Source organism: uncultured Porphyromonas sp. (assembly GCF_938023125.1).
Taxonomy (GTDB): Bacteria; Bacteroidota; Bacteroidia; order Bacteroidales; family Porphyromonadaceae; genus Porphyromonas.
The window spans coordinates 1-24,863 of the sequence record NZ_CALHDW010000007.1; the positions used below are offsets into that span (position 1 = coordinate 1).

The 24,863-nt window shown below is 47.4% G+C and carries 22 protein-coding genes; 5 read left to right on the top strand and 17 right to left on the bottom strand.

Translation table 11 applies throughout. The features are described 5' to 3' along the window. Positions 1–203: 203 nt before the first annotated feature. A complete protein-coding gene (locus Q0090_RS01935) occupies positions 204–503 on the bottom strand; it encodes a DUF3784 domain-containing protein (protein WP_297946923.1) in 300 nt (99 codons plus the stop codon). Positions 504–842: 339 nt separating this feature from the next. Here Q0090_RS01935 and Q0090_RS01940 point away from each other — a divergent pair, with 339 nt between their 5' ends. Beyond that, positions 843–1,337, top strand: a complete 495-nt coding sequence (locus Q0090_RS01940) for a rhodanese-like domain-containing protein (protein ID WP_297947116.1) — start codon at positions 843–845, stop codon at positions 1,335–1,337. Positions 1,338–1,378: 41 nt separating this feature from the next. After that, complete coding sequence (locus tag Q0090_RS01945) at positions 1,379–1,699, top strand: rhodanese-like domain-containing protein (RefSeq protein ID WP_297946925.1); 321 nt, start codon at positions 1,379–1,381, stop codon at positions 1,697–1,699. Positions 1,700–1,968: 269 nt separating this feature from the next. Here the strand turns inward: Q0090_RS01945 and Q0090_RS01950 are convergent, their stop codons facing one another. The 4 genes from Q0090_RS01950 to Q0090_RS01965 are packed head-to-tail and all read right to left on the bottom strand — an operon-like array spanning position 1,969 to position 5,675. Next, positions 1,969–3,009, bottom strand: coding sequence for a TlpA disulfide reductase family protein (locus Q0090_RS01950; protein WP_297946927.1), 1,041 nt, complete (start codon positions 3,007–3,009; stop codon positions 1,969–1,971). 35 nt (positions 3,010–3,044) lie between these two features. After that, positions 3,045–3,824, bottom strand: a complete 780-nt coding sequence (gene bioC, locus Q0090_RS01955; protein WP_297946929.1) for a malonyl-ACP O-methyltransferase BioC — start codon at positions 3,822–3,824, stop codon at positions 3,045–3,047. Continuing rightward, the gene (locus tag Q0090_RS01960) at positions 3,817–4,506 is read right to left on the bottom strand and encodes a pimeloyl-ACP methyl esterase BioG family protein (protein WP_297946931.1); all 690 of its coding nucleotides are present in this window, start codon (positions 4,504–4,506) and stop codon (positions 3,817–3,819) included. The genes bioC and Q0090_RS01960 overlap by 8 nt, the downstream gene beginning before the upstream one ends. Then, a complete protein-coding gene (locus tag Q0090_RS01965) occupies positions 4,503–5,675 on the bottom strand; it encodes an 8-amino-7-oxononanoate synthase (protein ID WP_297946933.1) in 1,173 nt (390 codons plus the stop codon). Before Q0090_RS01965 ends, Q0090_RS01960 begins: the two co-directional genes overlap by 4 nt. A gap of 187 nt (positions 5,676–5,862) precedes the next feature. Between Q0090_RS01965 and Q0090_RS01970 the strand changes: the two genes are divergently transcribed. From Q0090_RS01970 to Q0090_RS01980, 3 genes are read left to right on the top strand one after another with little or no spacing between them, the layout of a single operon-like run. Further along, positions 5,863–6,606, top strand: a complete 744-nt coding sequence (locus Q0090_RS01970) for a polyprenol monophosphomannose synthase (protein WP_297946935.1) — start codon at positions 5,863–5,865, stop codon at positions 6,604–6,606. Positions 6,607–6,648: 42 nt separating this feature from the next. After that, entirely contained in the window at positions 6,649–8,004 is a 1,356-nt protein-coding gene (locus tag Q0090_RS01975) for a dihydroorotase (RefSeq protein WP_297946936.1), read from the top strand. A 47-nt stretch (positions 8,005–8,051) separates the two neighbouring features. Next, complete coding sequence (locus Q0090_RS01980) at positions 8,052–9,071, top strand: branched-chain amino acid aminotransferase (protein ID WP_297946938.1); 1,020 nt, start codon at positions 8,052–8,054, stop codon at positions 9,069–9,071. A 211-nt stretch (positions 9,072–9,282) separates the two neighbouring features. On the opposite strand, the gene Q0090_RS01985 is transcribed toward Q0090_RS01980, so the two are convergent. The 12 genes from Q0090_RS01985 to Q0090_RS02040 all read right to left on the bottom strand — a co-directional run bounded on the left by Q0090_RS01985 (position 9,283) and on the right by Q0090_RS02040 (position 24,838). Further along, positions 9,283–9,543, bottom strand: a complete 261-nt coding sequence (locus Q0090_RS01985) for a SemiSWEET family transporter (RefSeq protein WP_297947118.1) — start codon at positions 9,541–9,543, stop codon at positions 9,283–9,285. A 513-nt stretch (positions 9,544–10,056) separates the two neighbouring features. Beyond that, positions 10,057–11,088, bottom strand: a complete 1,032-nt coding sequence (locus tag Q0090_RS01990) for an NAD(P)-dependent oxidoreductase (protein WP_297946940.1) — start codon at positions 11,086–11,088, stop codon at positions 10,057–10,059. 106 nt (positions 11,089–11,194) lie between these two features. Continuing rightward, entirely contained in the window at positions 11,195–13,051 is a 1,857-nt protein-coding gene (locus Q0090_RS01995) for a DUF349 domain-containing protein (RefSeq protein ID WP_297946942.1), read from the bottom strand. 272 nt (positions 13,052–13,323) lie between these two features. Then, positions 13,324–15,273, bottom strand: a complete 1,950-nt coding sequence (gene rho, locus Q0090_RS02000) for a transcription termination factor Rho (protein ID WP_297946944.1) — start codon at positions 15,271–15,273, stop codon at positions 13,324–13,326. 397 nt (positions 15,274–15,670) lie between these two features. Further along, complete coding sequence (locus tag Q0090_RS02005) at positions 15,671–16,258, bottom strand: sigma-70 family RNA polymerase sigma factor (RefSeq protein ID WP_297946945.1); 588 nt, start codon at positions 16,256–16,258, stop codon at positions 15,671–15,673. 201 nt (positions 16,259–16,459) lie between these two features. After that, positions 16,460–17,686 (bottom strand): ROK family transcriptional regulator, encoded by a 1,227-nt coding sequence (locus Q0090_RS02010; RefSeq protein ID WP_297946947.1) that lies wholly within the window; start codon positions 17,684–17,686, stop codon positions 16,460–16,462. Positions 17,687–17,725: 39 nt separating this feature from the next. After that, positions 17,726–19,078, bottom strand: a complete 1,353-nt coding sequence (locus Q0090_RS02015; protein ID WP_297946948.1) for a DEAD/DEAH box helicase — start codon at positions 19,076–19,078, stop codon at positions 17,726–17,728. Positions 19,079–19,344: 266 nt separating this feature from the next. Continuing rightward, positions 19,345–19,743, bottom strand: a complete 399-nt coding sequence (locus tag Q0090_RS02020; RefSeq protein WP_297946950.1) for an HIT family protein — start codon at positions 19,741–19,743, stop codon at positions 19,345–19,347. A gap of 37 nt (positions 19,744–19,780) precedes the next feature. Beyond that, positions 19,781–20,251, bottom strand: a complete 471-nt coding sequence (gene greA, locus Q0090_RS02025; RefSeq protein ID WP_297946951.1) for a transcription elongation factor GreA — start codon at positions 20,249–20,251, stop codon at positions 19,781–19,783. A gap of 371 nt (positions 20,252–20,622) precedes the next feature. Further along, positions 20,623–22,548, bottom strand: a complete 1,926-nt coding sequence (gene mutL, locus Q0090_RS02030; RefSeq protein WP_297946953.1) for a DNA mismatch repair endonuclease MutL — start codon at positions 22,546–22,548, stop codon at positions 20,623–20,625. Next, positions 22,548–22,955: a hypothetical protein gene (locus Q0090_RS02035; RefSeq protein ID WP_297946954.1), complete on the bottom strand. Its 408-nt coding sequence runs from the start codon at positions 22,953–22,955 to the stop codon at positions 22,548–22,550. The genes mutL and Q0090_RS02035 overlap by 1 nt, the downstream gene beginning before the upstream one ends. Beyond that, complete coding sequence (locus Q0090_RS02040; RefSeq protein ID WP_297946956.1) at positions 22,868–24,838, bottom strand: OstA-like protein; 1,971 nt, start codon at positions 24,836–24,838, stop codon at positions 22,868–22,870. Before Q0090_RS02040 ends, Q0090_RS02035 begins: the two co-directional genes overlap by 88 nt. Positions 24,839–24,863: the final 25 nt, after the last annotated feature.

Sequence of the window (24,863 nt, forward strand, 5' to 3'; positions counted from 1 at the left end):
ACAAGAGCCATCTCGGCAGGCTCTTTTTGATCGATATAAACGAATCCCTCTATTGCCCTCTCTTGTGCGAAAGTAAGTTTCAAAGAGAAGAGTAGAAGGCTAAGCAGAAGTAGGCTAATTCTTTTCATTATTCTGGCCCATAATTTTTGGGAAATTACCCTATTGAGGAAAATAAATTAGGCACGAAGATTGGGTTTACAGGGCTATTTTTTCTGCATACGCTTGCTGTTTGTCGCGATGAGAAAGGCGACCAGAAATACAAGAATAAAGCATACATAAGTGATGTGTACCCACATGGCTTTCTCCGGTAGGAAGCCAAAGAGCATCGTAACTATCCCCAGTATTGCCAACCCTCCTGCGGCATATGTTTTGAGGCGTTTTTCATCAATCTTTGCACGCTCTTTCTTAGACATGGTATTATAGCCGGCAAGTAGCATAGGGAAGCGGTATATAACAGGGGCTAATATTAGCACGATCAAACCTAGAATAAAGAATGTATTCATACGGATTTTCCTCTTTTGTTACCTCGCTAAGGTACATCATTTTTGCGAATAAAATTGTCTAATAAAAAATGCCACATAGAGGACTTTTGTCTCCAGACCGTACTTCGTGGTGTTTTGGGCAGTTGATGGGATAGTAGAGGAGGAAGGTTTTTCCCTCGGATCGGGTGGAGGGGATCGGTGTTGGGATATCACACATGACAAGTAAAAGGCTATTAGTCGATTACTTCATTTTTCTAAGCCGAAGCTGGGGCAAAGTCATGCTTTTTTTATTACGTTTGCCTTTTCCCTCGTTCGATCAACATTGGTATTGACGGAGACTTCGCTCCTTTGGTAGGTGCCATGATCGTGGATGTCAAACAACCCCTCGTTCTCATCACCGAACCAGGTCGTGAAGAAGAGGTCATCACAAGGCTCAGCCGTGTGGGATTTGACAATGTCCTTGGGCACCTTGACGGAGGTTTCGAGACTTGGAAGGCTTCGGGCAAAGAGGTCGATCACGTAGAGTGCATCTCGGCAGAGAGTCTTGCCGGACACTTCCCACTCAAAGAGGGTATCATCATCGATATCCGTAAGGAGGGCGAATACGCAGCAGAGCACGTCGAGGAGGCTTACAGCCGCCCCCTCGCCTACATCAATGATTGGATCGCAGATCTCCCTCGTGACCAACATGTTTACCTCTACTGCGCCAGTGGTTATCGCAGTATGATAGCGGCAAGCATCCTTCAGGAAAAGGGGTATCGCAACTTCACGAATGTCGATGGAGGCTTCGAAGCCATCTCTCAGACAAGCATCCCAAAGACAGACTTTGTCTGCCGGAGCAGGAGGTCCAAATAATAATGTCATTCATCACTCCTATAAAACATCATAACTTTTTCATGTTCAAACTTATCAAAAGCCTTTTCTCTCGCCCCGATGATCAGACACTCATCGAGGCCATCAAGGACGGTGCATTCTTGGTCGATGTCCGCTCTGCCGGCGAATTTGCCTCGGGCAGTGTCCCCGGTGCAGTTAATATCCCACTAGATCAGATCGAAGCGAAGCTTGACAAGTTCAAGGGTAAGAAGTCGATCATAGTCTTCTGTCTCAGTGGTGGCCGCAGCTCTCAAGCCCATGTCATCCTCGAACGCAATGGATTTGACAACGTCCTCAATGCTGGTACATGGAACCACGTTGCCTCACTCAAGAAGAGCATCTGAGCAGGTTTGGCAATCCCCCTTTTTCTAGGGCATAAAAAGGTTCGAAATTATTTCTTCTCGGTAAAGAGGGTACTTTTCTTATCTCTTACTATTGTACCCTCTAACGCCAAGGGTAAAACAAACGGGGCCGATTTCCATTTGCGGAAATCAGCCCCTTACTTTTTCTTTTATCGGACGGCAATGGTTCGAAAAAAGTTCAGAAATTATTTTCAGTACACCACACCTTTTATTCGGCTCTTCCCTATTCGGGAAGGAGAGCGCAGGGGGCGTTATTTTGCGTCGCCCGTGGTTTCGTAGAGGGGAGCGATGATCTCTTCGATAGCCTCTCCGTGCAAGTCGCGGGCAACAATCTTGCCATCAGGGCCTACGAGCATAATCTGGGGGATACCCATAATACCGTAGAGTTCGGTAGCTGTAGTACCCTCAGTGTCGAAGATTTGAGGCCAAGCGATGCCTAATTCTTCTACAGCTTTGAGATGATCTTCTTTGCCGTCCCATACAGCTACGCCTACAATGCCAAGGCCTTTGTTGCGGTACTTTTCGTAGATAGGAAGGAGCTCATTCTTGATCGCTCTACGGCAGGGACCACACCAAGAGGCCCAAAAATCTACGAGCACGTACTGCCCTTTGCCTACATAGTCGCCGAGAGATACTTTATTTCCCTCGGGGTCTTCGCCCGTGAAGTCTCTAAATTGGTTGCCGGGCATGGTTTCTTTGAGGTTGGCAAAGAGTGCGATATCCTTTTTAATGATGGGCATAGCCTTGAGGGCGTCCCCTGCTTTGTCTAATAGATCGCTTAGTTTGCTGCTTTCCTCGCAGGTCATTTTGCAGAGGTAGTAGCCCAAGAATCCGGCCTTAGAGTCGGCATATTTAAGATAGAATTGCTCAGCAAGGGTGTAGACATTTCGGATCCAAACTTCACCACCTTGGGCAATTCCCTCTTGTATCTTTTTGTAGATGTCGGCATTTTCATCATTGATGGGGGTGCCACGGAATGCGTTGCAAGTGGTGTCTAGAGTAAGGGTTCCGGCTTCCGCTACCAACATCGTATTGATACCTTCGTCAGTAGAAACGAGGCGATAAACTTTGCCCATTTCGCCTTTGAATACGTATTCGAAGTTGGGCCCATCGAGGGTGATACTATCTACGGCGACAGAGGTGTCCTCTTGGTCTAGATCGTAAATTCGTAGCATCTCGCCCTTCATGTCGGGGGATACTATACCTGTAATCTTGCTTTCCTTTTTGCAGCCAATGGCAAGGAATGTAAGTGCTGCCAATGCAATGACAGAGAAAAATTTTGTTCGATTCATATTGCTTATTTCGTTTTATTTCTACTTTGAGGGGTCTACTTAGAGACCTTTTTGCTACATCTTATATATATGGGATGATAGGTCAAGGAGATGCCTCCCTGAGGGTGAGGGTACTTCATCGTGTATTCCTTCTCTAGCTGAGCGAGTTGGGCACGACCGCAAAGATAGGAAATATTGTCATTGGGGAGGTGAGTCACACCGGTGGCTCGTAGGTGATGCAGGAGGTCAGTTAACGAGGGGAATTGCAGTACAACCTCCTCTTCTTCTACCTTTACATCGCTAAAATATTCGGCACAAAACTCCCTATATTCCGATGCTGGGAAATAGCGGAGCCCTCGCCCTGTGAGGGTACGCAACTCGTGTAGATTACGTTCCCCAAATGTGGAGATGAGTAGAGCCCCTTGGGGGGTAAGATGCTTTTGGGCTTGGGAGAGCAAGAGAAAAGGATCTTCTATCCATTGTAGGGCAGAAGCCGAGGTAATAAGATCTAGTGGAGTGGTGATCCGGGATAATACCTCGGATATATCTCCTATGAGTTTTGTATATGTTTGATGCTCCAGGTATTGCTCGGCCTTCTCTAGGATAGTGGCATTAAGGTCGTTGAGCAACCAATGTTGTACTTCAATTCTAGCTGTCAGAGCTTTGGTGAGTAGGCCCGTTCCGCAACCAAACTCCAGGATATGGTTGTATTTTTTCCCCTGGGGTAGATAGGCTACCAAGTGTTGAGCAATCTGATTTTGCACAAGGGCGTACCGATCGTAGGAGGAGACGGCACGGGCAAAGGAGCGGGCGATACCTTGTTGGGCTTTATTCATGGGGAAGCGTATCGGGAGAGAGAAGTTGCTCCCAATGGGAGTAGGCTCCAAAGGGGTAGTGATCGGCTTCGGGGAGTATGGTGATGGCAACGTCTGTCGTCTGCCACCAAGCAAGTTGGTTAGCGGCAGGAATGATGCGATCCTTGATCGGGATTATAGCGTGCGTCCACGGAGTGCGCCCTTGCTCGCTGGCGAAGAGGGGTTGTGACCCTACGTAAGATAGTTCTGTTATTAGCTCTTCGGTAGAGCGTGTTTTGAGGGAGTCGAATAGGTGTCGTAGCCGTTTCCCGCCACACATCCGTCGGTTGAATCGCTCTCTATTCTCCTCACTGAGGTTGTCTCTTGTTGCATCGAAGATGGCACAGGGTATCCCCCAATCATCGTGCCTTGGGTAGGGAGTCCCTGCAATGGCAATCGCTTTAGATAGTGGAGGTAATTGGCCCTGCAGATGAAGGAGAGTCGCCGCCCATACCCCCATAGACCAGGCTACAAGATCTACATGAGTGTAGGGTGAAAAGCCGAAAGAGAAGTCGAGGCGCCTATAGTCTTCTACGAGTAGGAGATCATACCCCAGGGGGAGTGCAAGGTGCTCTATTGCGGCACGAGTCATGGCCCATCCGTTGCAAAAGATGAGGAGGGCGGGTGCCGGTGAGGAGGCGGAGCGGAGTAACAGCTGTTTCATCGGAGAGGCTCTAGTATTTGTAGCATTGGGGTGAGGTCGTTCGGGTTGATAGCTGCGGTAAGAGAAAGGCGTAGGCGAGCTGTCCCGAGAGCTACGGTGGGGTAGCGTATCGGTTTTACTTCGAATCCTCCCTCTTGTAGCCTCTCTGCCAAAAGAGCGCAAGCCCCATTTTCGCCTATAATTAGGGGTAAGATCTGAGCCACTCCGGGGCACGAGTATCCTTTTTCTTCGAGAGAAGAGCGGAGATATCGGCTTACCTCTCTCAGTTGAGCACGCTCTTCTCCTAATTGGGGCAATAATGCGAATATGTATCGGCTCCAAGCTATAACAGCCGGTGGTAGCATTGTTGAGAAAATAAGGGGGCGGGCCATATTGATGAGATACTCCCTCAGAGAGGGGCTAATTGCGGCATAGGCTCCCATACTATTTAGGGCTTTTCCGAATGTGCCCACTAGTATGTCAATATCGGCAAGTACTCCCTGCTCTTCTGCCAATCCGTATCCGTTGGCGCCGTGGGTGCCTATGGCATGGGCTTCGTCGCAGTAGATAACGAGCGAGGGATAGCTCTTCTTTAGGGCAACAAGCGACTTGAGATCAGCTTCGTCGCCGTCCATGCTGTAGAGACTTTCTACTACAACGATGGAAATACGATACTTCCCTTCATCCTCTTTCAGTAGCTCGCTAAGGTGCTCAAGGTCGTTGTGTCTAAAGCGCGTGAAAGGGAGTCGGCTTAGGCGTATCCCATCAATAATACTGGCATGCACCATCCTATCTGCATATACCTTTATACCCTCCAGATGGGCTAATGCAGGGAGAATGCCTGTATTGAGATGGTATCCACTATTGAAGAGTAGAGCTGCCGGGTGATCTAGAGCCTTTGCTATTTCGGTCTCGAAGAGAGCGGCCTCCTCATAGTTACCCAATAGGAGGCGAGATGAGGTGCTGCCCGAGGGGGTACTATACTCAGGATGAAGAGCGGCGAACTGTTCACGTAGGTCAGCCCGCTCAGTAAGCCCAAGATAGTCGTTGCCGGATAGGTTGAGACGCTTCTCCTTATTGACGACAATCCATTTCCCTAGAGAGGAGTAGGGGAGGGAGAGCTGGCGGAGATTCTCCTTTGTTGCTAGGGCCTCGAGCTGTTGGTTTACCTGTTTGTCTAGATCATGCATGACGTACTTTTGGGGTAAAGATGCGTATAACTCCCCCGGGGCTTGTCTTCTTTACGGAGCAAAGGTACATTAATCCCAGCATAGGAAGGGCTTGTCTTGTATTCGAGTGATGTATTCTCTTTTTCTTTTGTGTTACCTTTGTGGCAACTAAAAAACGGATAGCAATTATAGGAGAGTTGCGCTACATATGAAGGATAAGATTATTATCATTCCCACCTACAACGAGCGAGAAAATGTCGCCAATATGATTACCCAAGTATTTGCTCTAGAGGGTAATTTTGAAATACTTATCGTGGATGATTCCTCTCCTGATGGTACAGCTTCCATCGTAAAAGAGGAGATGGCGAAATACCCTGAGCGCCTCCATCTCTTGGAGCGTAAGGGAAAGCTCGGTTTGGGTACGGCCTATATTGCAGGCTTCAAGTGGTGTCTCTCTGAGGGGTATAACTACATTTTTGAGATGGATTGCGACTTTAGTCATCCTCTCGAAGCGCTACCCCGCCTCTATGCAGCTTGTCACGATCAAGGGTATGATGTGGCAGTGGGCTCTCGCTATATAAAGGGGGGGGGCGTGAAGGATTGGCCTCGTAATCGTATCATGATGAGCCGTTGGGCTTCTTATTATGTCCGTTTCGTTACCTGGTTAAAGGTGCACGACACTACGGCCGGCTTCGTATGCTATCGCCGAGAGGTGCTAGAAGCCATTGATCTTGATGCCATCCATTTCAAAGGCTATGCCTTCCAAATCGAAATGAAATACGTGGCCGCTTGTCTCGGTTTCAAGCTAACAGAAGTGCCCATCGTCTTTATCAATCGCAAGCTTGGAGTCTCCAAGATGAGCAGTTCTATCTTTGGCGAAGCGTTCACGGGAGTACTCAAGTTGCGTTTATGGCATACATTCAAAGGATATCCTCGCCGCAAAGCAAATTAAGAAACAGCGGAGAAGAAGGATCTCTCAACACTACGTGCTACTATGAAACAACTACTACTTAATGCTCAGATAACGAACGAAGGAAAAACTTTCTTCGGTTCTGTGTTGATTGACGGGGAGCGCATTGCGGCCGTTTATCCGGGGGTGATGTCTCCGACCCACATCCCCGAAGAGGCTCGTAATGCCCAGATCGAAAACTGTGAGGGCTTGTGGCTCTTCCCTGGTGTTATTGATGATCAAGTACACTTTAGAGACCCGGGTCTTACCCACAAGGGCGATATAGAGAGCGAGAGTAGAGCTGCCATTGCCGGAGGGGTAACCTCCTTTATGGATATGCCCAATACGAATCCCGCCACCACATCGTACGATGCTCTTATGTGGAAGCGCGACCATGCGTACGAGGTCTCTTGGGCAAATTATGCCTTCTTTGTGGGGGGCACAAATAGTAATGCGGAGAGTCTGTTTTCTCTAGATCCAAAGATAATCCCCGGGATCAAACTCTTCTTGGGAGCCTCTACAGGCAATATGTTGGTGGATCGTAGGGAGGCGGTAGAGACTTTCTTTGCAGAGAGCCCTCATCTCATAGCCATTCACTCTGAGTCCGAAGAGATCATTCGCCGTAATCGAGCCTTGTACGTTGAGCGTTATGGAGAGGATCCTCCTATCACTTGCCACCCCCTTATTCGTAGTGACGAAGCTTGCTATCGTTGTACATCGGAGGCTCTCGATAGGGCTACGAAGTATGGCACTCGCCTCCATGTGTTGCATCTGAGTACAGCTAGAGAGGTAGCTTTATTCCGCCATGACCTCCCCTTAAAAGAAAAGCATATCACAAGTGAAGTCTGTGTGCATCATCTCTGGTTTACGGATCAGGATTATGCCCGCCTTGGCACACGTATTAAGTGGAATCCGGCCATAAAGACAGAAGCCGATAGGCAGGCATTGCGCCAAGGTCTGATAGACGGAGCATTGGATATCGTAGCCACGGACCATGCTCCGCATCTTTGGCAGGAGAAAGAAGGAGGAGCTCTCAAGGCTGCTTCGGGTGGTCCCCTCATTCAATACTCTCTACTCGTGATGCTACAACTTGCTGAGCAGGGCTTGTGGTCTAGAGAGTTGGTGGTGGATAAGATGTGTCACCGTCCTAGTGACCTATTCTCGGTACAAGAGCGAGGATATATCCGCCCTGGTTACTATGCAGATCTCGTCCTTGTCAATCCTCGGGAGAATACAGAGGTAAGCAAAGAAAGCATTGTGAGCCGCTGTGGTTGGTCGCCTTTCGAAGGCTATAGCTTCGATCACAGCGTCGAAAGCACCTATGTCAATGGGCAGCGAGCTTATTACAAAGGTATGTTTGAGGCAAGACCTTCGGTAAAGCCTTTGTTATTTAACCGATAATGGCTACTTTTGCAAGTGTTATACAAATCTCAAATACGTACTGTATTATGGAACAACTCGATTGGTCATCTTTAGGTTTTGGCTATCACAAGACTGACTACAACGTACGTTGCTACTACCGCGACGGCAAATGGGGAGAACTAGAAGTCTCTTCCGAAGAAACGATCACCATACATATGGGGGCAACCTGCCTCCATTATGGGCAAGAAGCTTTCGAAGGTCTAAAGGCTTTCAAGGGCAAAGATGGAAAGGTGCGTATCTTCCGTATGGACGAAAATGCTAAGCGCATGATCCGCTCAGCAGAGGGCGTTGTGATGCAACCCGTACCTCAAGAACTTTTCGAAGAGGCTTGCATCAAGGCTGTTAAGCTCAACGAACGCTTCATCCCTCCCTACGAGAGTGGTGCTTCTCTTTACATCCGTCCTCTCCTTCTCGGACTCGGTGCTCAAGTAGGTGTTAAGCCCGCTCCCGAATACCTCTTTATCGTATTTGTAACTCCTGTAGGTCCTTACTTCAAAGAAGGATTCAAACCTACTCCTATGGCTATTATGCGTGGCTATGACCGTGCAGCTCCATTGGGTACCGGTACGATCAAGGTTGGGGGTAACTATGCCGCCGGTATGATTCCTACGGTACTTGCTCACGATAAGGGCTACTCTGCATGTCTCTTCCTTGATGCAAAGGAAAAGAAGTATATCGACGAATGCGGTCCTGCTAACTTCTTTGGTATCAAGAACAATACATACATTACGCCTGAGTCTACCTCTATCCTCCCCTCTATCACCAATAAGAGCTTGATGCAACTCGCTAAGGATATGGGTATGAATGTAGAACGTCGCCATGTACCCGAAAGCGAACTTGCAGAGTTCGAAGAAGCCGGTGCTTGCGGTACTGCTGCTGTGATCAGCCCTATTCTTCGTATTGACGATCTTGATGAAAATAAGACTTACCAGATCTCTAAGGATGGTAAGCCAGGCAAGCGTTGCGAAGAACTCTACAACCGTCTCCGTGCTATTCAGTATGGTGATATAGAAGATCCTTATGGATGGGTTACTATTGTAGAGTAATGAAATCTAGACATATAGTCTGATATATACTTTGAGAGAGAGCTCGTGGGGAGACTTCCCTGCGGGCTCTTTTCTTTTTGATACCGTGATAAAATGCGGGGGGGGGGCTTACATAAAAAAGACCCTAGGATATGCTTTGTTGCATTCCTGAGGTCTTACTTTTAGTAGTTCGTTGTTGTCGAGTTTCGTCTCTATTAACTCATAGAGATTTTTACATGGCCGTAAAAGAGGCAAGGAAGCCGCAGATAATGCCGGGGAGATTGGCTATAACGATGGGCCAATCCTTCTTCTTGCGAATAAAACCATAGGCTACCCATAGCGTACAGTTGATACCTGCGACCATTGGTTGCAGCCAGTCGCCTTTTTGTCCGGCGAGGTTAGAACTGATCTGTGGTATATAGGAAATATACATCGCCATGGCTGTTGCCGTAGCTATCCAACCGAGGATTGATAAAAACTTTTCTAGCTTCATATTACTATAATATTTGATCTTAATCATACGCAAAGATAGTTTTTGTTTTTACTTACGACAATAGTTGAGTGTTTTTTAGTTCGGTGCGTTTTTTACTTTGCAGTGAAAGTGTTTGTCTCTCGCAATAAAAAATACAAAGCTCCAATAAATAATGGCTTAGGCGATCTATCTGTTTTCTTGCCGTTATAGGCAAGAAATAAGGTCTTCTGCCTCAAATGTAGAGGGATTTCTTGCCGATAAGCCAGAGGATTGGTGCTGTCAAAAGGAGTACAGAAATGCTAAGAGAAGGAATAATACTCTCTTTTCGAGAGATAAAAGTATGGAAATTTCTCTTTTTGTCTAGGGTGGTTTGGGGAGGGATTCTGGGCAGAAATGGATACAAAAATAGGCTGATAATCGGTGAATTATCAGCCTATAAATTTTTATTTTTAGGGCAGGAGTTTTTCCTTTTCTATTCTAGGTCAAGTTGTCTGTTGGAGGATTGGGTGGAAAGTGCCCTCCGACGGCTAAGTTTTAGCGTCCCTCCTTCTTTTTGGCAAGAGCGAATGCTTCGTCAAGTCCCTTGGCGAGATCATATTGGGGGCGGTACCCTAAGGCTAGAAGGGGAGCGATATTGCACTGCCAATTGCGTTGCTTGAGGATGGGGTATTTATCTAGGTTTAGTGCAATGGGATACCCCGTGAGTTTTCCATAGAGTTCTCCCAAAACACATGCTATATATATGATGCTAAGGGGAACTCGAACTTCGCGCACTTTACGATGGATATGCCTTGATGCGAAAAGGGTGAAGTCGTGGTCGTCGTACGTTTGCCCATCCGAAACGAGATAATTTTTCCCTTCGGCTTCGGGATGGGTCATTACGAGGAATAGAGCTTGCACTAAGTCTCGCACGTACACAAATGAGAGCTGTTGATGCTTGCGTCCTGATAGAAAACTCCAACCCTTTTTCATGGTATCGATGGAGAGCCAATAGTCTTGGTCACCAAAACCATATACCCCGGTAGGATTGAGGATGGTGTAGCGAAAGTCCGATTGGCGCACATAGTGCTCGGCCAGGAGTTTGCTCTTCCCGTAGAGCGTATTTGGCTCGTGTGGCATGGAGGCATCCAAGGGGTGATGGCTACGATTCTTTCCATAGCTGCCCATACTGCTCATCAATACAAACCTCTCGGGTAGAGCAGGCATACGCTCAAGAGCCTCTAGCAGACGGCGTGTATGCTCGGCATTGACCTCCTGAAATTCTCTCTTATGGAGCGTCTTGGTAAGACCTGCGTTGTGGATAACGTAGCGAAAAGGAGCCTCTGTGGGGAGCGAGAGGGGGATCTGTGCGAACTGTTGCGCCATCTGATCCACAGAGTAGAAATCAACTTCCAAGAGATGGATAGGTAGCCCCTCGAAGCGCTCTCTTGCACTCTCTTTGCGTACTGCCACCCATACGTCAAACCCCAGTTCTATAGCTTTTTCTAGGATGTATTTGCCGATAAAACCTGTTGCTCCTGTAATTAGAAGTCGCTCTTTGTGTTGCCCCTCTTCTTGCAAGTTCATTTCCTTTTTAGAATAAAAAAGCCACTCAAACGAGGCCGAATAGACCTCCTTTGAGTGACACAATTAATCGTTATTCGTGAATGTCCGAAGTAGTGACAAGAGGAGTTTATTTGTTCTCTGCACGTGCTTCCTTCACCGCTTCTTGGAGTAGACGAATCTTTTCGCCAATGGAGGCTAGATCTCGTTTCAAGCGTTGTTGCTTTTGCTCTATGTCTCTCATCATGGAGTCTCCCCACTTCGACGAAACTGAGAAGAGATCTAGATTGCCAGTAGAGGTTTGCAACTCCTTGGACATACGCTCGCGGGTACGATAGAGTCTTTCTAGCTCATCCTCTAGCTTCTTTAGGTCGCCGCCCATGCCATCGATATCTGATGCAAATGCTTCGAGACGACGCTGATTACGCTCCATTTGGAACTTCTCATACACCTTGTCTACAGCACGGTAGTAGGCATTGTACACCTTTTCTTTATCACGATAGGGTACATGACCCACGGCATTGAAGCGCTCCATGAGGGCATTGAGTTTGCCTCGCATTTCCTCTTGTGTAGCACCCTCTTCTTGAATCAAAGCTTCGATTTCGCTAATGATCTCACGCTTTTCTTTTAGGCAGGCTACCTGCTCTGTATTGCGTGCATTGCCCTGTTTTTTGCGTGCTTCGAAGAAGGTATCGCATGCGGTGCGGAAGCGAGCCCATAGCTCATCACCCACACGTTGAGACGAGCGTCCCGCCTTGCGCCACTCTTCTTGTAGCTCTTTGAGTCTATTGGCAGTCTTATTCCAATCCGTGCTGGAGGCAAGAGCTTCTGCTTCTTCTATAATCCTGCGCTTTGTAGTATCAGCCTGATCGTATTGCTCCCGTAGGGTTTGGAAGAATTTAGCCTTAGTGTCGAAGAAGAAATTGCAGGCCGATCTGAATCGCTTATATATCTCGTTGCTTTCGCTGCGTGGAGCGTGCCCGGTCTCTTTCCATTGCTCTTGCAGCTTGAGCACTTGCTCGGTAGCACTCTTCCATTTTGAGGCGTTATTGAACGAATCAATGGGGAGAGACTCTATGGCCAAGCAGATCTCTTGTTTTGCGGAGAGGTTGGCTTCTTCTTGAGCATTTCGGTTGTCGAAAAACTCCTGACGACGTTTATTAAGATCGTGGGATAGCTCGTTGAATCTGGCCCAAATCTCCTCACGCATAGACTTCTCTACGGGGCCAATTTCTTTCCACTCGCGGTGTAGCTGCTGTAGCTCTTTGCAGGCCTCTATGATATCTTCACGAGTACTAAGCTCCTCAGCTTGAGCTATGAGGTCTTGTTTGGCTTCGAGATTTTTGCGGAAGTCGTAGGCACGACTCTCTTCGTTCATCTGGCGAAGATCGTAGTACTCTTCGCGCAACTTACTATATTCGGCTTGGAGTTCGTTGTACTTCGCCTCGGGTACCTGTCCGATGCTTTTCCACTTCTCCTCTAGTTCGTAGTATTGTGTACGGATGGTCGAAAAGTCGTCTTGACTCGAAACGATGGAGCGCAAGGTCTCGATGAGCTGACGCTTGAGTTCGTAGTTCTTCTCCTGCTTTTTTCGCTCTTCCTCTAGGTTTTGTTGGTAGCGAAGTCGGTAGGTCTCCAGGATATCGTGTAAGCGACTCTCGTGTAGTTTTGCCTCTTCGAGTTGGGCTTTCGCTTCGTCTGTCTCCGCGCGTTCGTACGCACTTTTTTTCCTATCAAATCCCTTTTTTAGGGCGTCGACATCACGGCGAGAGGGTAAAACTTCAGATTGAGACATCAGTGCAATTGCATCTACAATCTGAGGACAAGTCATCGCTTCGATTTCCTCATAAGAGAAAGTTTTGTAAGCAGGGCTCTCAGTTGAGTGGTCGGCTCCGTTTACGGGAGCTTCGGGAGTAGTAGCCTCAGCAGCATCGGGTGCTGTAGTATTGAGGTTTTTCTCTTGGGGCATCAAGTTAGTATCTTCCATACGCGTTCCTTTGATGGGGCAACCCTACAACGTATAGGGACCCTCTCTCAATTCGTTTACAAATTAAGCAAATAAAAATGAGACTAGGGCCTGTCTTTTGTAAATAAAGTGGGCTTCTTCCGAAGATTTCTTGTCCTCTGTCGCTTAATCTCCTACTGCTGTATCTTCGGACAAGGGGGCGCCCTTCGTTTATATCCTTCTCGGAAATAAAAAAAGTACCTCCTCCCCGTTGAGAGGAGAAGGTACCTATAATCCATTGAATGATGGGCTCTTTAGCTATTCATCGAAGCTAAGAACTCGAGATTCGAATCCGTAGCTTCTACACGTTGCTTTACGAATTCCATGGCTTCTATGGGGTTCATGTCTGATAGATATTTGCGTAGGATCCACATACGATTGAGGGTCACAGAGTCGAGAAGAAGATCGTCACGACGGGTGCTGCTCGACATGATATCCATGGCGGGGAAGAGTCGCTTATTGGCAATTCTTCTATCGAGTTGTAGCTCCATGTTACCTGTTCCCTTGAACTCTTCGAAGATCACTTCGTCCATCTTTGAACCCGTATCGGTAAGGGCCGTAGCGAGGATCGTGAGGCTTCCTCCGTGTTCGATGTTACGAGCGGCACCAAAGAATCGTTTGGGCTTTTGCAAGGCATTGGCGTCCACCCCCCCGGAGAGTACCTTCCCAGAGGCTGGTTGCACCGTGTTGTAGGCTCGAGCAAGACGTGTGATTGAGTCCAATAGAATTACAACGTCATGGCCGCATTCCACCATACGTTTGGCCTTGCTCAGTACAATCTCTGCAATCTTTACGTGGCGCTCTGCCGGCTCGTCAAAGGTAGAGGCAATAACCTCTGCATTAACGTTGCGAGCCATATCCGTAACTTCTTCCGGACGCTCGTCGATGAGCAATATGATCTCGTATACCTCAGGGTGATTGGCTGCAATGGCATTGGCAATATCCTTGAGTAGCATCGTCTTACCCGTTTTAGGTTGAGATACGATAAGTCCACGTTGTCCCTTACCGATAGGGCAGAATAGATCTACAATGCGCATGGCCGTCTTGTCGAATACCCCTGCCACATCAAGGCTTTCGAGTTTGAATTTCTCCTCGGGGAAAAGCGGAGTTAGGTGGTCAAACGGCACTCTGTCTAGGATCTCCGAGGGGAGCTTGCCATTTACTTTCTCAAGAGAAGCAAAGGGGAAATACTTCTCTCCGTCTTGAGGAGGATAGATGGTACCCTCTACTACATCTCCCGACTTTAAGCCATAGGTCTTGATCTGTTGCTGTGAGAGATATATGTCGTCCGGAGAGGAGAGATAGTTGTAATCGGCACTGCGCAAGAAGCCGTATCCATCAGGCATCACCTCGAGTACCCCAATGCAAGGGAGTATGCCCTCGAAGTTGTATAGCGGGGTTTCTTGTTCAGCGGTGCTCTCAGCTTTTTCTGCTTTGTCTTGGCGGTTTTGCTGATTGCGGTTATTCCTTTCCTGATTTTTCTGTCCTTTGCGCTCTTGGGGAGCTGCCGCTTTTTCTCCATTTGCACCCTTTGTGGGGGTAATTAGTGGCATAATAGAGTCGAGTAGCGAGTCTTTAGCATTGGCATTGGTAAATACCATTTGCGTAGGTTTGCTCGTAGATGCCGCTCCTTGGGAGGCTTCGGATGCCGGAGTTTCGGGGAGGATGGCTGCAGCGCCCTTGGGGTAATTATCCTCGTTTTTGATGGTTGAGGCAATTTCTTCTGGGATTGAGCTAGAAGAAAGGAGAGCAGGGTGGATTGACGAACTCTCTGTTTTTGTATTGCCTGCTAGATGACTTGCGCTCTCAGCAGAGGCTGCTTCGATTGCTTTTTTTCGTGCTTCATCGTCCATATCCGGGGAGAAGAGGCTCTTCTGCTTGGGAGCGGAGGGGGTGTTTGAGGATGTCTTCGCTGCCCCTCTGGGGTTATTGGCGCGATCTCTTTCCTTCGGTTGAGAAGAGGATTTCCCCTCTGTCGTATTTGTATTATTGGTGTCAGAGCGTTTCGTATTGCTCCGATCCGACTTGGGTCTCCCTTGATCTTTGCCCACTTCGGCCTGGAGTTCGGCCTGGAAGTCTAGAATGGCATAAATTAGTCTATCCCTGCCCGAAGGGATGTCTTTCATCCCCAGCTCTTGGGCGATAGCGTGCAATTCTTCGTCTTTTTTGCCATCAAGAGATACAATAGTGTACTTTGTTTGCATCGTGTGATTACCTTCTGCTATTTTGCTTTAGTGCTTCTTTAGCCTTTCCCTTTACTGCAAGGGTTGTGTAGGCTATAGAATTTAAATATATATGATTGGCCACGATGGAGAATCGATCAAATCCAAAAAACTTACTAAACTCGAAAAGGAATCGCTCACCCAGGGGGCAAGTCTTACTTAGCGATTAGCTCAGAAAAAGGGACGATTCTTTCTACAACGAAAGGGAAACCTGTATATCTCCTAATGTAGAATCCATCGATGCTATTTCTCTGCAAATATACAATACAAAATCTAAATAGCAGTGCTTAAAAAACATAATACTCCTTACGAAATCCTTTTTGGACCTCATTTTGATAGGATTAGGAGGCCTTTGGACCTTTGTGAGGAGAGCTCTGTTTTAGTCGAAGGCCTGCCGAGGCGCCATCTTGCGTAAGTTCATAAGCGCATAGCGCATGCGCCCTAAGGCTGTATTGATACTAACCCCGGTATAATCGGCAATCTCCTTGAAACTCATGTCTTTATGATAGCGCAAAATGAGTACATCGCGCTGCTCTTTGGGGAGGCGTGCCACGCAAGAGTGTAATAAATCTTTACGATTTTGTTCTACCAATTGCTCCTCAATGTTGGGGCTAGGGTAGGGAAGTCTATCAAGAAACTCCTCTCTGAAGTTTTCGTCGTGGATGGAGACAACGTGCTGTGCCTTGGTGCGTCTGAAGTAGTCTATCACCATGTTGCGAGCCACTCGGAATAGCCACTGACGAAACTTGCCTTGCATCTGATAGGTGCCGGCACGGAGCACATGGATAACCTTGATAAACGTATCTTGGAATAGGTCATCTGCCACATCGCTATCGCCTACTTGTAGGCGTATATAAGAAAGCAGCTCACCGTCATATCTGTCGATAAGCGCGTCGAAGGCTTCGTTGCAACCTTCAACATAGAGTGAGATCAACTCATCGTCCGATCTCAGCTTTATATCTTTCATATTGCTATGATCTTCTAATAAATAAAGAGTAGCAATGTTTCGATAGGCAATCGTGATCTAGTTTTATATTCTTGGGGGGGTAGCCTTTATAGGTTAATTCCTCCCTCCTTGGGTGCAAAGTAACACTATTCTTGCGAAATATGCAATAAGAGGGGGAGAGTAAGAGGGGAAGATTCTTTTCTCCTCCCCTCTGTTTCTTGATTAGTTTGTCTTACCAAAACGGCGAGAGCGAGCCATCATGCAAGAGCCAATAAGCCCGGCTTCTTTTCCTAGGGCGGCAATCTTGATAGATGTATCGTTGCTTACCACATTAAGCGTGTAGGTGCGTACAATTGTCTCAACGGGGAGTCGGAGGAATTCGCCTGTTGCGGCCAATGCCCCTCCCAAAATCACTACTTCGGGATTGAAGATATTGATAAGCCCTGCAAGCTGTCTACCGAGTTTGCGTCCGATAGAATCAAGCACTTCGAGGCAGAGTACGTCCTCATGATTGATGGCGTCGATAATGTCGCTTAGAGTGATATTCTGCCCCTTGTGGTAGAGCTCAGAAAGCACAGAAACCTCTCCGGCTGCAATACGCTGGGTAAGTACGCGGTGGAGTGCAAGCCCGCCAATCTCGGTTTGCATACAACCCTTCTTGCCGCAGGGGCAAAGTATCTCATTGTCGAAGATACTCATATGCCCAAACTCGCCACTAAAGCCGGACTTGCCGGTGTAGATTTTGCCATCGAGGATAATCCCGAGACCAAGTCCCCAGCTTAGATTGAGGTAGAGTACGTTTTTGGCATCACTACCGGCAGTTACTCCCTGCATATATTCTCCGTAGGCCATGCCTCGAGTGTCGTTGTCCAACGAAACATTAAAGCCCAATTCTTTGTTGAGAATTGTTGCTAGAGGAGTCTCCCTTTGTAGCTGCTGGAAGAAGGTGTAGCTATGCCCAGTTAGGGAGTTGATACGCCCCGGCATATTGACATTGATGTTGAGCAGGTTGCTCGTATCAATCTTGTGTTCGGAGATAAAGGCGCGGATCTGGTTGCAAAGTTCGTTTAGAGACTCCGGAGTATCGCTGAGTGTGTAGGGGATATCGTAGTCCTGAAGAAGGATCTCTCCCACTAAATTCATAAGCCCGATGTGCAAACGATCGTGCTGTACATCTACTCCGATGAATATCCCTGCCTCGGGGTGTAGCCCGTAGATGTAGGGATAGCGCCCACCATTGGTCTCTAGCTTGCCATAGTTGGCAATACACTTCTTATTCTCTAGCTCTGTGATGAACTTAGTAACGGTAGGCGTGCTGAGCATCAAATGATGTGCGAGGTCAGTGATGGTAGAGGGACCATGTTCAATACAATACGCAATGATTTGGCTTTTTGTTTGACCCACCTTTGTCCCAGATGCAACTTCACTGAGTAATACGGGTTCTTTCATAGATTTCTTCATTATTGGCAATAGAGATAATAGTGTTTATTATTCCCCCTTAGATTGCTTTTTCTTGAAAAAGGGTTTTCTGGAGCGGTGCGAAACCCGTCCTTTGGGGGTTGTCCCATTTTCAGATTGTGTCTGTTTTTGTTTTCCGTTTGAAGCTTTTTTTGCATGGTTTTGCACCTTTGGCCTACGTCTATTACCTCCTTTGCCGTAACGCTTCTGAGAGGTTTTTGGAGAGTACTTAGGGGCTTCTCCATACTCCGATCCTATGGGCACCTTATATATAGAGTAGCCAAGGAAGTGCTCAAGGGAGGCGAAGCTACGTTGCTCTTCCTCGTTGACAAGGGTGATGGCAACGCCTCTTCCGTCGGTTCCTCGAGCGGTACGTCCGATGCGGTGTACATAGTCTTCGGGATCGTGGGGCATATCGTAATTGATTACCACCTTGATGTCATCAATATCGATCCCTCTGGCTACAATATCTGTAGCGACTAGCACCTCTACGTAACCTGTTTTGAAGTCACGCATTACTTGCTCCCTCGTGGTTTGGTCGAGGTCGGAGTGCATTTCTGCCACATTTACCCCTCTGCTCTTTAGCGCAGTAGCAAGCTGATGAACCTTGAGTTTTGAGGAAGAGAATACGACCGTTTTGGTTGGTTGCTCTTCCGACATCGAGGATAAAAGATCCGTAACGATGGGTAATTTTTGAGCTTCGTAGCAGATGTAAGCACTCTGTAGGATAGTCTCGGGTGGCTTAGAGATTGCAATGGCAACGTGTACCGGATCTTTAAGAATACTACGAGCGAGTTCCTCTATTTTTGGTGGCATTGTTGCCGAGAAGAGTGCAATTTGGCATGTCTTTGGTAGGTGTCTACAGATGCTCATTATATCATCGTAGAAGCCCATGTCGAGCATCCTATCTGCCTCATCAATAACAAAATAAGAGGTGTGAGATATGTCGGCTGCCTGCAGGTTTAACATAGAGATAAGCCTACCGGGAGTAGCTACAACAATATCGGTTCCTCGCTCGGCGCCTCGCTGAGCTTGTGCCCAAGCAGTACCATCAGTCCCCCCATATATGGCGAGAGAGGAGATGGATACGAAGTAGCCAAATCCCGTAATTTGCTGGTCTATTTGTTGTGCTAGTTCGCGTGTGGGAGCCATTACAATAGCCTTGATATACCCCTCTTCGAACTCACCTAAATAGATCCGGTTAATGATAGGGAGGAGATATGCTGCCGTTTTGCCGGTACCTGTCTGAGCACATCCAAGAAGATCTCGCCCCTCCAGCAGTGGGGGGATAGTCGCCTCTTGTATGGGAGTCGGCTCCGAAAAATTCATGGCGTCCAGCCCATCTAGGACTTCGTCTGCAAAGTCAAAATCGAAAAAATTCATTACATACTATTTTTCCCTAGCAAAGATAGGAGTTTTTTCTTTATAATGGTCTGTTTGTGGAATAAATGTTTCGAATTTCTTGTATAGATGCCCTCGGTTGATTATTTCTTGCTTTCTAAAATGCTTTATATCTAAACCGATCTTCTAAAAACATATTGGCTCAAAAAAACTCCCATGCAAATAATAAAACTTGCATGGGAGTGATAGAACAGAGGCCGTTTTCCTTTATTGTATGGGGGGCTCTATCGTTTTTGATTAGCTCCTTTTTATAGGATCTTTTGTGCTATACTATCTGCAATACGTTGCATCTCTTCGCTACTGAGCTTGAGGTGCTGCCCTGAGGCAAAGTTTACGCTCGATTCGTCTTGTAGGGGAATGAGGTGAATGTGCGCATGGGGAATATCCAATCCCAGCACAAAAGAACCTACTTTGCGACAAGGGATAGCCTCGCCAATGGCTTTTGCTACCTTTTTGGCAAATAGGTGGAGGGCTGCTGTACTCTCATCATCCAGGTCGAAGATATAATCAATTTCTTGCTTGGGTATTACAAGAGTGTGCCCTGCGGCTTTGGGATTGATATCTAGGAATGCAAAATGACGCTCGTCCTCTGCTACCTTATAGCAAGGGATCTCTCCTGCGATAATCCGAGAAAAAATCGAACTCATAGCTTACTATCAATTTGAACCCTACGGAGTGAGATCTTTAGATAGAGATCTCCAAAATTTCGAAGCGAAGAAGCCCTATAGGTACCTGTACCTCGGCAATCTCTCCCACCTTTTTCCCGATAAGACCGCGGGCGATAGGGGCTGTAACGGAGAGTTTGCGCTCTTTGAAGTTAGCATCTATCTCGGGCACAATCGTATATTCTATGATCGAATTATCATCAAGACGCTTTACTTTTACTTTGGTTAGTAGTTGCACCTTGCTGGTGTCGATCGTACTCTCATCTATAATGCGTGTGTTGGCAGCTTGCGTTTTTAGTTGCGAAATCTTCGCTTCGAGCAAGCCTTGAGCTTCACGGGCAGCATCATACTCCGCGTTTTCTGAGAGGTCTCCTTTGTCTCTAGCCTCAGCAATTGCTTGAGCTATGGCAGGACGCTCCTCCCTTTCCAGACGACTAATTTCATCCATTAGACGGTCGAAGCCGTCCTTAGTCATGTAGTGATAATCCATTTCTCTTGGGTTAGTACCATTTCTCTTGCTCTTTTATACTCTTATTGGGAGGAGGAATGGCTATTGTTTTCACCTTAATATCAAAAAAACAATGGGTAGGTTCTCTGTGCGTCCTTCTTGGTTTTTCTGTTCTAAAAGCCAGAAAAAACTTTCTGTATCGTAGAGTACTTGACCCATTATGTGCTGCGACACCGTAATAGGCCTTTATCGCAATACGAGTGCAAAAGTAGCTATTTCTTTTGAATGTCGACCTATCATTCGGATCCCCTTTTAGGAATGAAAGTTCATGATCAATGGACTAATCCTTCTGTAAAACAGTAGGTTAGTTTGTTCTGAATTGGAGCAGGAAGAGGAGTGAATAGCGAGGGCCTTTAGTCGAAGCTCTGCTCTATTTCGTTGTTAGACAATACCCGCATGATGAGCTTTCCCTGTGGGGTGTACGTACTCTCTTGGCAAGAGAATAGTTTGGCGATAAGAGCCTCGATCCCCTCCGGAGAGAGCGGATGGCTACTAATTGCTCCCTTGTAGCTAGATAGCTTGATGGCGAGTATTTCTACAAGAGCCTCCTTAGTAGAGATAGATTGCTCTAGGGCATCGGAGACGATTTGCTCGACGAGCTCTTTGGCATCAGTCTCTACCATTTCCGGTACAGCTAAGATGGAATAGCTCCCCCCCCCAAGCGAAGAAATTTCAAATCCGATGGATTCTAATTCGGGAAGAAGGGCATCCACTAGAGCAATATCCTTTGTGGGGAAGAGACATAACTCGGGGAAAAGTAGCTTACGGGTTGCGTGTTCTTTTCCCTCTTTGGCGAACTCCCTTTTTACCTCTTCGTAGATAATCCGTTGTTGGGCCCGCTTGTAGTCGATGAGAACAACCCCTCTGCTGATCGAACTAACTATGTATTTATTGCCATGGAGAAAGCAGGGAGTTTTCTCGGGATTTACTGCCTGAGAAGAAAAACTTTCTTGGGTAGAAAAAAGTTGATTGCTGGGTAGATTTTTTTGAGAACCCGGGCAGTTTTCCGGAGAAATTGGGGCAGCTTCTTTTTGAGGAGGAGTGGCAGCCCTATTTTCTTTGTGTTGCTCAAAGCTCTCGAACATAGACTTCCAATCCACCCTCGGGCGCCGAGAGGGGGCCGAATACCCCTTGCTATTTGACTGTGTAGTGGGTAGGTCTGTGGAATTAAACGGATTGTAATTCGGATCCAAAGGTTGCTCGGGAGAGGGGAGTATCTCTTGTTGTTTCCCTGAGTAAATGGGGATATCTACAATGTGTTTTTGCTCAAAATCGATGGTCGGCACCGCCATAGTGGTGCTCAGAGACTGCCGAATGGCAATGGCTAGGAGCTTGAAGATGGCTTGCTCGTCGAGGAACTTGATTTCCGTTTTGGTGGGGTGTATGTTTACATCGATACGAGAGGGATCGATGGAAAAGAAAAGGAAATAATTGGGAGCGTAGCCGGGGGAGAGTAACTTCTCGTACACAGAGAGGATGGCACGATGGAAGTAGGGATGGCGCATATATCGCCCATTGACAAACAGATATTGCTCCGCACCTCGTTTCCTGGCGCTGTCCGGTAGGGAAACGAATCCGTTGATATTGGAAATCTCGTTTTCGAAATGGATGGAAATTAGCCCCTTATCTACAGATTGCCCTAGCGTATCGGTGATACGGCGCCGTTGCGTGGTGGCTGGTAGGTTGAGCGTGAGGTTGCCATCACTATAAAAGGAGAAAGAGACACCGGGATAGACCAATACGATGCGCTCGAATTGCTCTATAAGGTGTTTCAGTTCCGTTTGGTTCGACTTGAGGAAGCGCCTACGTGCCGGTACATTGAAGAAGACATTTCGTACCATAAAACTACTCCCTACGGGGGCTGCAACGTTGCGCACGTTTACAATATCGGAGCCATTCAGTGTCAGCTGGGTAGCCATTTCGTCTTCGGCACGTCGTGTTGTTAGCTCGACTTGTGCAACGGAGGCGATGGAGGCTAGGGCCTCCCCTCGGAATCCCATTGAGCGGAGAGAAAAGAGGTCTTGGACATCAGAGATCTTGCTGGTCGCATGACGCTCAAAGGCCATGCGGGCATCCATTTGAGACATGCCGCACCCATCGTCTGTAACCTTGAGGCTTGCCTTTCCTGCCTCTTCTACCTCTACGACAATACGCTTTGCTCCCGCATCAAGAGAGTTTTCGACCAACTCTTTGAGGATAGATGCAGGACGTTGAATAACTTCCCCTGCCGCTATCTGGTTGGCAATACTATCGGGGAGTACATGTATTATATCGCTCATTATTTATAATAGAGAAACCAAACCACTACCCCCAAAACAAGGAGTACAAGCAGGATCTTTAGTATTTCATTTATTCTCCCTGTGCCCGATATCCCTTTCTCTTCTTGCTGACTAAGATGGCGCATGTTTTGCAACATAGAAGAGTGTAGTTCATCGGCAAATTGAGTACGATGCTCCTCCGTTTGTGCCTTCTTCTTAGCCTCGTTCTCGGCAAGTTGTTTCCCCAAAAGAGTCTCCGTATTGTAGAGGTCTACTTCTTTGTCGGGAGAGATCTCTCCATTTTCTTCAAGTTCTTTTCGGATGCGTGCTACCCGGTCCTCTAGGGCTTCTCGCTCTTGATTCCAGTAGATTGGCTTGTGTTCGAAGCGTCTTGCTCGTTGGTTGTTGAAGAAGAAAAAGAGTCCCATAATTGTTTCATTGCATTATTGAAAATATCGAGAGGCTGGGGAGCCTGCCAAGAGGGCGTATTGTCATCGGGGCGGCAAATGTATGGACTTAGCGTCTCTTCTTGCTCCTTGTCGCTCTCTTCGTCTTGAGACTCTTTCTTCTCTAGAGAGGCTTGCTGAGTCTCTATCCTCTCTACCTCTTTGTCTAGAAGTTGGTAAGCGGCCAGGGCAGCCTGTGCGCCACTAAAGCCCCGAAGGGCAGAGGTGTGAGGATGGGTATAGGGTATAGGGGCCCCTAATGAGTCTAGCTCTTGGGCAAATAGATCGTCGGGAGACTTGGGGCGCTTCTCCGGCTGCCAAACCAAGCCGCTAATCCTAGATATGTCGGGGCTTACACTCTCAATAGGGTGAATGCCTCCTGAGGCCGGTCCTTGCCAAATCGTTTTTTGTAGAGTATCTGCAGCTAGGTAGGCATATAGGTGAGGAGACTTTATGCGGCCCACTGCATAGTAGTGCTTAATGGACTCTTGCAGGGCATAGTACACCATCTCAACCTCTCCGTGGGCTTGTATCTCTCGTATGGTACTATCGGCAAAGAATGTGATGAGAGAGTCCCCCTTGATTTGCTCAAACTTGTCCTCCTCCAATAGCCGCATGGCCTTTGCGTTGAGCCATGCTGTTGCATGGTGTAGTGTGTCATCGGCAAAGTACAACCGTACTGTGTCGCCTTCGAGTTGCAAGCTATCTCTCCAGAGAATAGGGGCTCCGTAGAGCGACATTGTAGAGTCCATAGAGAAGTAATGCAGTGAGTCTGCAACTGCTTGGGCATCATTTCTATATACTCTTGTATTGTGATAGGCGCGCGTTATACGGATATCTTTGGGTTCCTGCTTTCGTGTGATTAACTCAAGAGTATCGGCTCCAATATAGAGGGTATCGGGCTTTGAGTAATCTGTTAGCCAAGCGTGTTGGGTAGAAAAAGCATACTCTTTATTTTCGTCGTAGTAGCCATATTCTCCTCTGAGTATGGCTTGGTTTACAGTATCGATGAGCACCATATCGCCAAAGGCTTCTGCAAACTTTAGCCTATTGTCGTAGAGTAGAGAATCCCCCTCTACGGTACCATGAGTGTTGTACACTGTAGAGCGGTCGAGTAGGATACCTAGGTCTTGTTGTGTGTCGTAGACACCTCGCATACTTTCGATGTGACCGGAGTCTGAGACAATATGTGTAGGCCCATCGTATACTGCGATCTTGGTTCGCGTATTGTAGACGAGATAGTCTGTGTTTAGGGTAAAGTCGGGATTGACAAGCTCTACGGCATCCCTAAAGATAGCTTCGTCTGTACCAGGGGTATATTCCCCATAGACGGAGGTTAGGGTATTGAGCGAGTCTACAATGGTACCGGTATCGAAGTAATACCCTTTGCCTGCGACTCTGTCATAGTCTAGACTATCGGTGTAGAGGGTAGCCGTGGAGTTGCGAAGTTCTACGGTGTTTCTGAGCCTTGCAAAGCGGGCTATCCCATCATAATTGAGATACTTTGATAGGATGGTTATAGAGTCCCCCTCATGTATTTCTACATTCCCAAAAGCCTCAAATTGATCTGTCTCTTGGTCTAGGAAGGCGCTATCGCAGGTCATTAGCCAATTGAGATGGCGCAACTGCACATTGCCAACAAGCCGCTGTACTCCGGGGCTCAATTCGGCATTATACTCTAGGCGATCTGCATGATCAAGGATGATACGCCGCGTCCCTTTTTCTTGCATATTACCCCCTAGGGTGGGAGGAGGGGGCACGAGAGCAAATGAAGAGAAGAGAATAAACAAACCAATGAGCACCACCGTGGAAATTTGCCACCGTGAGTGCCCTTTAGTGTGGGGGTGAGAGTCTTTGTTCGACATTCTCTATCGAAATAGGGATCAATCC